Raw genomic sequence first — 13,683 nt, forward strand, 5'->3', positions numbered from 1 at the left:
GGAATGGTGGTTTATTCTAAATATAGGTCTATTAAACCTTCTGGCGCATCAATATGCACCGTTTTGTTTTTTCTGTCTACTTTGGTCAATATCGCATCGGTAATAGGAATAAGGATTTCTTTATCTCCTTGGGCTACCAAAAGAATAGCTTGGGAAGTACTGTCATTTACCCCGGTGACTTTTCCGATAGGTCCCTTTGAGGCATCCGTTACGTCAAAATCGATGATTTCATGAAAGTAGAATTGATTTTCGTCAAGTTTGGGCAACATGGTGAGGGGTAAATAAAGCTCGTGACCCATAATACGGTCTGCGGCAGCTTCATTCTTTACCTCCTCAAAATCCAATCGTAGCAAATCGGATTTGTGCAAGCGACATCTATCAATAAAAAATGGAACCAGATTATTGCCTTTCATCAAGACAAAAACTGATTCCATGTTTTCGTATGCATCGGGTTCATCAGTATCGAGCTTTGCCAATACTTCACCCTTATAACTATATTTTGAAACGATTTTACCTAGGTAGAAACAATCTTCCTTGCGCATATCGCTTCTTTGTCAAATGCTTATTCAGCAGCTTTTTCCTCAGCAGCAGGAGCTTCTCCCTCTGCTTCAGCTTCGGCGGCAGGAGCTTCTTCCTCCACAACCTCTGCTTCAGCAGCAGCTTTTGCACGTGCTTCGTTTATTTCTTTTTCAGCTTTGAGGGCTTCCGCTTTAGCTTTTGCTTTCTCTTCGTCAAGACCGCTTACTTTAGCTGAAATCTTACCTTCTTTTTCCTCTAACCAAGCGTTGAATTTTTCTTCTACTTGCTCTTCGGTCAAAGCACCTTTACGCAAACCTACCAACAAATGCTTTTTAAGCATCACGCCTTTGTAAGAAAGAATGGCTCTTGCGGTATCAGTTGGTTGTGCACCGTTTTGTAACCATTTTACAGAACCGTCAATATCTAAATCGATAGATGCAGGGTTGGTGTTAGGGTTGTAAGTACCTAATTTCTCTAAGAACTTACCATCTCTTTTTGCGCGGCTATCGGCAGCAACAACCCAATAGAAAGGTTTGCCTTTTTTACCGTGTCTCTGAAGTCTAATTTTTACTGGCATATCACATTAATTTGTAGGGTGCCCGACCCAGGTTATTAATTCTTCTTTTCCCTAAAAAGGGCTGCAAATATACTTCATTTACTTTAACCTACAATATATTTTGCCCAAATCTATTCGCGTTCAGCTAATTGGTCTTTTACTTTGATCACTTTTGAGCTATGCTTTTCTTTCAAAAGCTTTATTTCAGCAACTATTTCCGGATGTTGTTCTGCTATATTATATTGTTCCGATGGGTCTACATTGAGGTTGTAAAGAATTGGTGTTGGGTGATTTTCGCGCTTACCAAACTGTCCATAGGCGCCTTGTGTACTAAAATGGGCCTTGTATTTACCTTTTCGTATGGCATAAATTTCTTGTCCCCGGTAATAAATCATATGGTCTCTAGGACTTTTTTCTTTACTGAAAAGCGTGGAGGCTAGGTCGTAACCATCCAATTGCCGGTCAGCGGGCAAATCCACACCTGCCATTTTTGAGAAAGTGGTAAACAGATCCATGGTGGAGCCCATATCGGAAATGGAACCTGGAGTAATATGGTCCGGACCCCAGAATATAGCAGGAACCCGCATACCGCCTTCCCAGGTGGTACCTTTTCCGGCGCGTAATTGACCGGCACTTCCCCCATTTAATTTAAAGGGTAGCCACGGTCCATTGTCGGATGTAAATACAACTATGGTATTTTCTGCCAACCCTTCCTCTTTTAAGGTTTTTAGGATGTTTCCAATGCCATTGTCAATTTCTTCCAAAACATCTCCATATAAACCTCTTTCGCTCTTGCCTAAAAATTCTTTGGAGGCAAATAGGGGTACATGCGGCAAGTTATGCGCCAAATAAATAAAGAAGGGTTTGTTTTTATGTTCTTTTATGTACTTCACCGCTTCATTGGAGTATCTGGTGGTGATGGAATTCTGGTCTGCAGGTCGCTCGATAATTTCAGTATTTCGGAAAAGAGGTACGTTAAAATGTTCGGTTTTGATTTCTTCATTGTTACGAGACCAATAGTCTTTGTATTCATCCCCTTGAAGCCTATCCATGTCATTGGAATAAGGGATTCCAAAATAATAGTCAAACCCGTGGTTGGTGGGCAAATATTCTTTCTTGTGTCCTAAATGCCATTTTCCGATGCAAGCGGTAGTGTAGCCTGCTTTTTTCATTTGCTCGGCTAGCGTAATTTCGGAGGCAGGAAGACCGTTAGCGGAATTTGGAAAAAGTACACGGTGCTTGCTGCTAGCCATGCCACTTCTAATGGGTAGCCTTCCTGTCAATAGAGCGGCCCTGCTTGGTGTGCATACACTGGCGCCAACATAAAAGTTGGTCCATTTTTGGCCCTCGAACGCCATTTGGTCCAAATGGGGTGTTTTAATGGTGGGGTGTCCGTAAATGCCCAAATCGCCATAACCAAGGTCATCTGCAAAAATGATGATAAAATTGGGTGGGGCATCTGCGTTTTGGGCATTGGTTTTGATGTGTAGGCATAAAAGTAAAATGATGGTCAAAAGTAGTTTTGGTGTAATTGAGTTTGGCATAAGTTAATTTTTAGAGGTTTGGAAGATACTAAAAATATGTCCGTCTAATTCCATTGATCGATGCGTTTAAATCCGTTAATAACTACTAAAAACTACATTTTAAAAATCTATGTTGTTTGTCTAATTTTATGGGCTCTTGTCCTGATGAATTTTTTTCTGTTCGGGTGACTTCAATTGTGTTGAAAATCAGAATTTTATAAATATGTATTTAGTCTTTGATACTGAAACTACCGGTCTTCCCAAACGTTGGGATGCCCCCATAACAGATACCGATAACTGGCCGAGGTGTATTCAAATTGCTTGGCAGTTGCACGATGAGATGGGTAATTGTATTGAGCATCAAGACTATTTGGTAAGGCCTGATGGTTTTAATATTCCTTTTGATGCAGAGCAGATTCACGGTATTTCTACCGAATTGGCGGAGCGAGATGGGGTGCCTTTACAAGAGGTTTTGGAAAAGTTCAATGCTGCCATGGCCAGAACCAAATTCATTGTTGGCCAGAATGTAGGGTTTGATGTGAATATTATGGGAGCGGAATACCATCGCATGGATGTTACTAATCCATTGCAGGAACTTCCGGTTTTAGATACTTGTACTGAAGATACGGCGGCCTTATGCCAAATTCCCGGTGGTAGGGGTGGTAAATTCAAATTACCTACGCTAACAGAGCTTCATGAATTTCTGTTCAATCAACCTTTTGCAGAAGCCCATAATGCCACGGCAGATGTGGAAGCTACGGCCAGATGTTTCTTTGAACTCATTAGAAAAAGACAATATCCTCTAGAAAAATTGGATGTTGCTCCTGGATATTTTGAGAATTTTTCTGAGGCGAATCCGCAGGAGATTCAACTGATTGGACTGAAGCACATCAACCTTAAAAAGGCATCCAAAAAAATTGCCGATGCCCTTTGGGAAAAGGATACGGGCGGTATTACCCAACAGGAAATCAAGGAAAACATAAAGACCCTTGAGAATGCCAGTTTTGCCCATCTGCACAATCATACCCAGTTTTCTATTCTCCAGTCCACCACCAGTATTCCCGATTTGATTGCCAATACGGCAAAAGCCAAAATGCCTGCGGTTGCAATGACTGATCATGCCAATATGATGGGGGCCTTTCATTTTGTAAATGGTGTTTTGAATCATAACAAAGGGGTGGCGGCAAGAAACGAGGCAAACTTGCAACGGTATGAAGCAACTAAAAATGGAACATTGGAAGAAGGGCAAGAACCTTTGAACGAATTGCCAGAGCCTGAGTTGGAGATTACACCAATTATCGGATGCGAATTTCAGGTTTGTGAAGACCATACCAATAAGTCCCAAAAAGACAACGGATATCAAATAGTGATGTTGGCCAAAAGCAAAAAGGGTTATTTGAACCTATCAAAAATGTCTTCCATTGCCTTTGTAGACGGAAAATATTATGTGCCTAGAATCGACAAAAAGATTATAGAGCAGTACAAAGAGGATGTAATAGTCCTAACCGGAAACCTGTACGGGGAAGTACCCAGTAAAGTTCTCAATGTAGGAGAAAATCAGGCAGAAGAAGCACTGCTTTGGTGGAAGGAAACCTTTGGTGATGACCTGTACATTGAAATTATGCGCCACGGCCAAGAAGATGAGGACAGGGTTAACCAAGTATTGATTCAGTTCGCCAAAAAGCACGATGTAAAACTGGTTGCCACCAATAATACCTATTACGCCAAAAAGGAAAATGCGCATGCGCATGATATCCTGTTGTGTGTAAAAGATGGAGAAAAACAATCTACACCTATAGGACGGGGTAGAGGGTATCGCTACGGATTGCCAAATCAAGAATATTATTTCAAGTCTTCAGAGGAGATGAAGGAACTCTTCAAGGATATTCCCGAGGCGATCATCAACATTCAAGAAATTATAGACAAGGTAGAGACTTTTACTTTGGCCCGGGATGTATTGTTGCCTGCATTTGATATTCCTGAGGAGTTCCAGTTTGAAGAAGATAAAATAGATGGCGGAAAAAGAGGGGAAAATGCCTATTTACGTCACATTACTTATGAGGGCGCCAAAAAAAGGTATGGGGAAATCACTCCTGAAATTGATGAACGACTTGATTTTGAGCTTCAGGTAATCGAGAAAACAGGGTACCCTGGTTATTTCTTGATTGTAGAGGATTTTATCAGAGCGGCAAGGGAAATGGACGTATCCGTTGGTCCTGGAAGGGGTTCTGCAGCAGGTTCCGCGGTAGCCTATTGTTTATGGATTACCAATTTGGACCCTATTCAGTACGACCTACTTTTTGAGCGTTTCTTGAATCCGGACCGTGTGAGTATGCCCGATATTGATATCGACTTTGATGACGAAGGCCGTGGCAGGGTAATGGAGTATGTAATTGATAAATATGGTTCCAACCAGGTGGCACAGATCATCACTTATGGAACCATGGCTGCTAAATCCTCTATTCGTGATACAGCGAGAGCTTTGGATTTGCCCTTGGGCGATGCCGACCGTATGGCAAAGCTCATCCCCAATATGTCTAAATTGAAAAAGATAATTGGGGTAGATGAGAAGGTTTTAAGAAGCAAGTTTAATAGCGAGGAAATTGAAAAAATTAATGAGCTTCTAAACATTTCGGAAGGTGAGGGGCTTGAATCCGAGACCTTGAACCAGGCCTATGTTTTGGAAGGCTCTGTGCGAAATACAGGAATTCATGCCTGTGGGGTGATTATTACCCCTGATGATATTACCAAGTTTGTACCTGTGGCCTTGGCCAAGGATTCGGATATGTACTGCACCCAATTCGATAACTCGGTGGTGGAAAGCGCAGGATTATTGAAAATGGATTTCTTGGGACTGAAAACCTTGACACTGATCAAGGATACCGTCAAAATTGTAAAAGCAAAGCACGGTATAGAGCTGGACCCGGAGAATTTTCCATTGGATGATGAAAAAACGTACGAGCTGTTCCAACGGGGGGAAACGGTTGGGGTGTTCCAATATGAATCTCCCGGAATGCAAAAGCACATGCGCTCGTTAAAACCTACGGTTTTTGCGGATCTTATTGCTATGAACGCATTGTACAGGCCAGGTCCAATGGAGTATATTCCAAGTTTTGTTGCCCGTAAGCATGGTACCGAAGAAATTGTATATGACCTTGATGCTTGTGAAGAATACTTGGCCGAGACCTACGGAATTACGGTGTATCAAGAGCAGGTGATGCTTCTTTCGCAGAAGCTTGCCGATTTTACCAAAGGTGAGGCCGATGTACTTCGTAAGGCCATGGGTAAAAAGCAAAAGCACGTACTTGATAAAATGAAGCCCAAGTTTATTGAACAGGCTTCTGCAAAAGGTCATCCGGTTGACAAATTGGAGAAAATCTGGAAGGACTGGGAAGCATTTGCTGCCTATGCCTTTAACAAGTCGCATTCTACCTGTTACGCATGGATCGCTTACCAAACGGCGTATTGCAAGGCTCATTATCCAGCAGAATACATGGCAGCGGTTTTGAGTAATAATATGAACGACATTAAACAGGTGACCTTCTTTATGGAAGAATGTAAGCGAATGGGCTTGCAGGTGCTGGGGCCTGATGTAAATGAATCCTATTATAAGTTTGCCGTTAACCAAGAAGGTGCCGTTCGTTTTGGTATGGGGGCCATCAAAGGAGTAGGTCGTGGTGCCGTGGAAACGATTGTCGAGAACAGAAAAAAGGAGGGGCCATTTAAATCGGTTTTTGACATGGCCAAGCGAATCGATTTAAGAGCCGCCAATAAAAAGGCATTTGAAAACTTGGCTGTTGCCGGAGGTTTCGATTCCTTTGGAGATACCCATAGGGCCCAATACTTTCATGATGAAGGTGATGGAATTACCTTTTTGGAAAAAGTAATCAAGTACGGAGCCAAATTTCAAGAAAATGAAAACTCTTCGCAAGTAAGCCTTTTTGGTGATGCTAGTGAAGTGCAAATACCAGAACCTATTGTGCCACCTTGTGAAGATTGGGGTACTATGGAGAAGTTGAGGAGGGAAAAAGAGGTGGTTGGAATTTACATTTCGGGTCACCCCTTAGATGATTTTAAAACCGAAATAAAATCTTTTTGTAATGCCGATGTATCTTGTGCCAGTAAATTGGAAGAGTATGTAAATAGGGAGCTTTCATTTGCCGGTGTAATTACGGATGTGCAGCACAGAACCTCTAAAAACGGCAAGGGATGGGCGGCTTTTACCATGGAAGATTATTCGGATTCCTTTGAGTTTAGGATTTTTGGTGAAGAGTATTTAAAATTCCGCCATTTCTTGATGCTTAACTCCTTTGCTTATGTAAAGGTTTTTGTGCGTGAAGGTTGGACCAATAGGGAAACGGGAAAAAAAGGGGATCCTAGAATGCAGTTCAACAGTTTTATGTTGTTGCAAGATGTGATGGAAGCCTACGCAAGAAAACTTACCATTAAATTGAATATTGATGATTTAAAGGAGGAAGATATAGTTCAACTAAAGGATACTTTGGTTACGCATTCCGGTAGTCATCCTTTAAATTTTGTCGTATATGAAATGGAACAGGAAATAAAGGTGAACCTGTCAAGTAGAAAACAAAAAGTTCAGATATCCAGTGAGTTGCTGGCTTTGTTGGAAGCACAGCAAGTTCATTATAAGCTCAACTAAATAGACCTACATATTCAGGGGTATAATAAATGATGTTAATAGCGTTATAGCTAAAATGAATTCTTATTGCGTAAGTAATACGTGCTTTATTTGACTAAATTTGCATAATTCTATAAAAACAAACAAAATGGCATTAGAAATAACAGACGCAACTTTTGATGAAGTTGTATTGAAAAGTGATAAACCAGTAGTTGTAGACTTTTGGGCGGCTTGGTGCGGTCCTTGTAGAATGGTTGGTCCCATCATAGAAGAAGTTAGTGATGAATATGACGGCAAAGCTGTTGTTGGTAAAGTAGATGTAGATGCTAACCAAGAGTTTGCCGCTAAATACGGTGTTAGAAACATTCCTACCGTATTGGTGTTTAAAGATGGTGAAATTGTAAACAGGCAAGTAGGTGTATCTCCTAAAAAAGTATACACAGACGCAATTGATGCGCTTTTGTAATCTGTTTGACTTTCTTGATATAAAAAAATCCCGCTTCTGGCGGGATTTTTTATTGTGTTTTAATTCAAGTTTTAGGTTGGAAGTTCTATAATTCTTTCGGGGCCATAAAATTTTAAGGCCACGAAGAAGGCTATGGTAGATAAAATCATCCCTACCATAAAAATGGTATAGGTCCATCTAAGTAACTTGTATTTTTTATCAAGCACCACTCCCAAGAAATATAGATCTTTAGTAAGAGTACTATATACGTACGTTTGATCTTTTATTAATTCTTGCATGGCCCACTCATAATCCTGTAGTTTCATCTTGTGGAAATTACCAAAGAACAAAAGATTGACATCCTTGTTTTCCACATCCTTTTTATCAAACTCGCCACTTGTTACATTGGGTCGGGTGGCCAATACGGACATGACCATGGAAGCAATACTAAAAAGAACGAATATACCCGTTGGATAAATTAGGTAGTCATTACTTGGATTATCAAGTTTGGGAATCAAATTGGTTAAAAGAAGTGAAATGATAATGGCATTCACTGACAGAAGAATATTCGCTTTGGTGTCCGCAATATCACTTAATTTCAAGTGGTTACGCATGGAGACCCTATACATGGTCTGTATGCCTCGTTCTGGGCTTTTATCCTTTAACTGAACCTTTAGTTCTTCTTTTTTTCTGGTTTTATTGGCCTTTTTGACCTTTTTGACCAATTTTTTAAGATTACCATCTTTGCCTTCTTGCCAATTAGCCTTTGCATAGTCCGTATAGAACCTATGTTCCGTTTGAAACATTTTAATGTTAGTTTTTCGCCATTCCTTGGGCGAATAATCGGCAATGCCCAATAGGGCCAATTCTTCACGAAGCATTTCGGAAGTGTCCGCATAGCTGGTCTGCCCTAGGTGGGATGAATCCGCATCTCGCATAATTTCCTCTAAAAGGTTTTGCGGTTCATGATTTCTTACCGTAGCCATAATAAGGTCGCACACTTCCTGAGTAAATCCTTCCGAGCATTCCTGCTCCTTCAAAAAAACTTTTGCAATTTCACAACTGCTGCGTTCGTGGTTTTCGGTACCCTTGGTGTAACCGGTATCATGTAGCCATGCCGCAACAACAACAGCGTCACTTTCCTTTTCGTTCAGATTATAGAATTGCAGTAATTCTTTACTACTTTTGACAACCCTTTGGGTGTGTCTAAGATTGTGATATAAAAAGTTGCTGTCCAATTTATTGACCAAAATATCAGTCGCAAAATCTTCCGTCTTAGACAGTAAATCTGACATAAAATTAGGTTTTGCGTCCAAAATACAAAATATTAAGAACCAATAGTATCCCTATGACCAAACATTTTGCGCTCATAACGTTTGTTCTCTTAGTATCTGCTTGTGCTACCTATAAGCCCAAATATAAAGACGGTAAAGGAGTTGATTCAAATGCTGAAAAGGAGGTGGTTCACACTTTCTACCTCATAGGAGATGCCGGTCTTTCGCCTATGAACGATATGAACAAGGCACTCAAAATCTTCAAGAAAAGATTGGATAAGGCAGATGAAAATAGCTCCGCAATTTTTTTGGGAGATAACATTTACCCTGCGGGATTGCCAGACCCGAAGGATTCTACAGCGGCCTACTTGAAGGCCAAAAACGATTTGGATGCCCAACTAAAAACTTTGGAGAACTTTAAAGGAAGCCCTCTCTTTATTCCCGGTAACCATGACTGGTATACGGAAGGATTGGTGGGCTTGAAGCGGGAACAAAAATATATTCAGAAAGCATTGGGTAGCAAGGAAGTCTATTTTCCGGAAGATGGTTGCCCCATCAAAACCATTGAGGTTAATAATGATGTGGCTATCATTGCCATAGATACAGAATGGTATTTGACCAATTGGGATAAGCGCCCAGATATCAATGATAAGTGTGAAATAAAAAGTAGGGCCAGATTTTGGTTGGAGTTGGAGGATGCCATCAAGGATAATAGGCAAAAAACCACAATTATTGCCATGCACCATCCTGTTTATAGTCATGGTGCCCATGGAGGTGAATTTGACCTTAGAAGACATTTTTATCCCAAACCGCATGTAGGACCATTACCAGTAATAGGCTCCGTTATCAATTTGCTAAGGAGAACAACGGGAGCATCCATTGAAGATTTAAGCAATAAAAGGTATAGGGAGTTGCGCAAGAGGGTAGCTACCTTGGCCCAATACTCACAAAAGGTGATATTGGCATCTGGGCATGAGCATACGCTTCAATATATTGTGCAAGATAATACACCTCAAATTGTCAGTGGTTCGGGAGCTAAAAAGGGTGCTACCCGTTTATTGAACGGTAGTAAATTTTCTACGGGACAGAGGGGGTATGCAGTTCTGGAAGTTTATAAGGACGGATCTTCACAAGTAGACTTTTATGGCACTCACGGTGAAGAGGGAGAACAGTTTCTTTTTACCTCTCAAGTTTTGCCGCCAGACCGTAAGGTGTTCGAGAATTCCTATCCAGATTCGTTTCCTGCCACGGTGAAAGCTTCGGTTTATGATACGCCCGAAAAGGAGAAAAGCGGTTTCTTTAAATTTTTGTGGGGCGATCGCTATAGAAAATATTACACAACAAAAGTCACCGCACCTACTGTAAATTTGGATACTTTAATGGGTGGGCTTGAGCCTGTACATAGAGGCGGAGGACATCAATCCAAATCCTTGAGGCTTCGGCATAAAAGTGGAAAGGAATTTGTAATGAGGGCCTTAAAAAAAGATGCGGAACTCTACTTGCAGGCCATGGCCTTCCAAGATCAATACGTGATGGGGCAATTTGAAGATACCTATACGGAAGATTTTTTATTGGATTTCTACACAGGTTCACATCCCTTTGCCCCATTTACAACGGCGGTACTTTCCGATGCGGTGGGAATTTACCATACCAATCCTGTTATGTACTACATACCCAAGCAACCGGCTTTAAAGGACTTTAACGAAAACTATGGTGATGAACTGTATATGATAGAGGAACATGCTGGAGATGGGCATGGCGATTTGTATAGTTATGGATATGCCAATGAGCTAAAAAGTACGGACAGCATGTTGGAAGACTTACGTGATGATGAGAAGTACGCCGTAGATTCTCAGCTCTATTTGAGAGCCAGGTTATTTGATATGGTCATAGGTGATTGGGACCGCCATGTTGACCAGTGGAGATGGGCAGAATTTAAGGATAAGGAGCGTGATAAGGTCATTTATAGGCCTGTACCAAGAGATAGGGATATGGTATATTCTAAACATGGGGATGGTTTTTTTATGAAAATGGCCACCAGAATTGTGCCGGCCTTAAGGTTGATGGAGGGCTTTAATGAAGAAATAAGAAGCGTAAAAGGGTTCAACGCCTCTCCTAAAACCTATGTTTTGGATGTTGCTGTACTGCCAGAGACTACTTTGGAACAATGGCAAAAACAGGCCCTGTTTTTACAGGAAAACCTAACGGATGAGGTCATTGAAAAGGCATTCCTTTCATTTCCTGAAGAAGTGAGAGATGACACTATGGATGAGATAAAGCGTATTCTAAAGTTGAGGTTGTCCAAAATTAAGGAGACGGCTGAGGAGTATTATAAAATCCTTAATACCTATGCAGTGGTGGTGGGTACGGACAAGGATGATTGGTTTGAGGTGAACGTACTTAATAAACAACAGACCGAAGTAAAAGGATATAGAAACATAAAGGGGGAGAAAGATAAATTGTTCTTCCATAAAGTTTTTGATGCTCATATCTCCAAGGAAATTTGGGTATATGGTTTGGATGATGATGACCGTTTTGAGGTAAATGGAGATAGCGGTAGCGGAATTAAGGTTCGGTTAATTGGCGGACATAATAATGATATTTATGATTTGGAACAGGGTGGGAACATTACCATTTATGATTACAAATCCAAAAAAAACAGTCTTAAAGAAACTCATAATGCCAAAGTGAAACTTACGGATGATTACAATGTGAATACCTATTTGCCAATGCAGATGCGAAGCTCTATGAACCAATTGGTGCCCACCATTGGGTTTAACCCGGACGATGGCGTAAAAATTGGATTGAGCGATACCTACATCTATAAAGGTTTTAGGCAAAATCCCTTTACCCAAAGACACAAGGTGGATGCGTCCTTCTATTTTGCCACTAGTGGATTTGAATTAGGTTATTCCGGGGAATTCGCCGAAATATTCGAGAACTGGAACTTTGATCTAAGTGCTCGTTTTACGAGTCCTAATTTTAGTGTTAACTTTTTTGGATTTGGTAATGAATCTGTTAACGAAGATGATGATTTGGGAATGGACTATAATCGGGTTCGTATTCAAAACCTAGAGGTAAGTCCGTCCTTGGTTTGGCGCGGGCAATTGGGAGGAAAACTTCAAAGTGGGGTTTCCTATGAATCTATTCAAGTAGAAGAGACCGATAATAGGTTCATTAATACATTTTATTTAGAGAATGGAGAGGAAAATAAAATGTCTTTTATTGGTGCCGATGCGGAATATTCCTATTCAAATTCGGACAATGCCGCATTCCCAACTATGGGAATGTCCACTTCCTTAAAAGTAGGTTATAAGAATAACGTAACAGAAAATAAGGATTTTGGGTATGTAATTCCTACATTCTCCTTTGATCACAGGCTAATACCCAATGGTAGATTGGTTTTGGCAACCAAGTGGAAAGCGCACTTTACTATAGGGGACGGTTACGAGTTTTTTCAAGCGGCAAGTATTGGAGGTATAGATGGTCTGCGAGGTTTCCGGAATCAACGCTTTACCGGTAAAAAGTCCTTCTATCAAAATACAGATTTAAGGTATAGTTTAAGAAGAATGAAAACAGAGTTGTTGCCCGTTACCATGGGAATGTACGGCGGTTTTGACTATGGTAGGGTATGGCTGCCCAATGTGGACTCTAATGTGTGGCATACCTCTTACGGAGGTGGTTTTTTTATTAATGGTGCCGATATGATTTCCGCTCGTATAGCCCTATTCAATAGCGAGGATGGGCTTCGTTTCTCATTTGGGGTAGGCTTCGGTTTTTAAAATAGGTAAATTAGTCTATCGAAAAGGAGTAGAGGTTGCCTCCTCCTTTTTTATTTTCCTCGTCTGAGAGCAAAAGTTCCCTGTCGTTTAAAAAAGTAACAGATTCTAGTTGGGTTCGCAGTCCCAACTCATATTCCTTTATTTTCCCACTGAGAAAATCATCCCCGGAGAAATCTGTAAACTTCCAAAGTTTACCGTAGCCCAGAAGAACAACGGTAGTTCCATCATTGGAAATATCCGCAGCCGTAATACGGCAAAAATCCCAATTGTCACAAATATTTAAAGAACTTATGAGTTTTGCATCATAGTTTCCTTCTGTGTCCGGTACTTTGTACAAGGCGGTGCGACCGGTAAACGGGTTGGCCCTATCTTTTGTAAAGATGTACAAGAATCCCTTGTAATGGAACATGGCTTCCGCATCATAAATTAAATCCTTCTTTTTGGGAGGAAAGTCTTTTTGTTCAGGAAACCGGAATTCAATTTTTTGGGCGTCAATCTTTTTTCCCGGTTCAATTTCGGGGTTAGGTAGTTTATAGATGACTAAATCATCCCTGTCATTATAGTTGTTCCCGAAATTTCCAATATAGAGATTGCCCTTTTTGTCTTCGGTAAGCTCTTCCCAATCTCTGTTCTTGGCATTTTTAACTTCTAGTTTTTTTACCAGTTTCCCTTCAAAATTAACTTGGTAAATATCATCCGAGTTTCCACTGTCTGCCACAAACCATGCCGTATCACCCGAAAAATAGGCTATTCCGGAGTTTTCTTTTAGGTCCTTAGGTAATTTGGCTAGGAATTTTAACTGCCCATGATTGGCACAGCTGTGAAGCAAAAAACTAATTAAAATATAAAAGGTGATTTTATTCAAAGTCGAGGGTGTTTTTCAAATTAGAAACGCTTCCCGATGATTAAAATCGGGAAGTTTGTAAGTTTGAGGGTAATCTATTT

At 40.7% G+C, this 13,683-nt stretch carries 8 protein-coding genes; 3 read left to right on the plus strand and 5 right to left on the minus strand.

Annotated features, from left to right (window positions below; genetic code table 11):
* Positions 1–11 precede the first annotated feature (11 nt).
* From rimM to IL355_RS05040, 3 genes are all read right to left on the minus strand, one after another.
* The gene (gene rimM / locus IL355_RS05030; RefSeq protein ID WP_192461066.1) at positions 12–542 is read right to left on the minus strand and encodes a ribosome maturation factor RimM; all 531 of its coding nucleotides are present in this window, start codon (positions 540–542) and stop codon (positions 12–14) included.
* Positions 543–562: 20 nt separating this feature from the next.
* On the minus strand, positions 563–1,096 hold the full coding sequence (locus IL355_RS05035; RefSeq protein WP_192461067.1) for a 30S ribosomal protein S16: 534 nt from the start codon (positions 1,094–1,096) through the stop codon (positions 563–565).
* 110 nt (positions 1,097–1,206) lie between these two features.
* Positions 1,207–2,619, minus strand: coding sequence for a sulfatase family protein (locus IL355_RS05040; RefSeq protein WP_192461068.1), 1,413 nt, complete (start codon positions 2,617–2,619; stop codon positions 1,207–1,209).
* Between the two features lie 202 nt (positions 2,620–2,821).
* Here IL355_RS05040 and dnaE point away from each other — a divergent pair, with 202 nt between their 5' ends.
* Together dnaE and trxA are read left to right on the plus strand one after the other, a co-directional pair.
* A complete protein-coding gene (gene dnaE / locus IL355_RS05045) occupies positions 2,822–7,258 on the plus strand; it encodes a DNA polymerase III subunit alpha (RefSeq protein ID WP_192461069.1) in 4,437 nt (1,478 codons plus the stop codon).
* Between the two features lie 127 nt (positions 7,259–7,385).
* On the plus strand, positions 7,386–7,703 hold the full coding sequence (gene trxA, locus IL355_RS05050) for a thioredoxin (RefSeq protein ID WP_187457969.1): 318 nt from the start codon (positions 7,386–7,388) through the stop codon (positions 7,701–7,703).
* A gap of 71 nt (positions 7,704–7,774) precedes the next feature.
* On the opposite strand, the gene IL355_RS05055 is transcribed toward trxA, so the two are convergent.
* The gene (locus IL355_RS05055; protein WP_192461070.1) at positions 7,775–8,977 is read right to left on the minus strand and encodes a Pycsar system effector family protein; all 1,203 of its coding nucleotides are present in this window, start codon (positions 8,975–8,977) and stop codon (positions 7,775–7,777) included.
* Positions 8,978–9,030: 53 nt separating this feature from the next.
* Between IL355_RS05055 and IL355_RS05060 the strand changes: the two genes are divergently transcribed.
* Positions 9,031–12,738 (plus strand): metallophosphoesterase, encoded by a 3,708-nt coding sequence (locus tag IL355_RS05060; protein WP_192461071.1) that lies wholly within the window; start codon positions 9,031–9,033, stop codon positions 12,736–12,738.
* A gap of 10 nt (positions 12,739–12,748) precedes the next feature.
* Here IL355_RS05060 and IL355_RS05065 read toward each other — a convergent pair whose 3' ends face one another.
* Positions 12,749–13,603, minus strand: coding sequence for a hypothetical protein (locus IL355_RS05065; protein ID WP_225621113.1), 855 nt, complete (start codon positions 13,601–13,603; stop codon positions 12,749–12,751).
* Positions 13,604–13,683 lie beyond the last annotated feature (80 nt).

This window comes from Euzebyella saccharophila, from assembly GCF_014855495.1.
In the GTDB taxonomy this organism is placed as follows: domain Bacteria; phylum Bacteroidota; class Bacteroidia; order Flavobacteriales; family Flavobacteriaceae; genus Euzebyella; species Euzebyella saccharophila.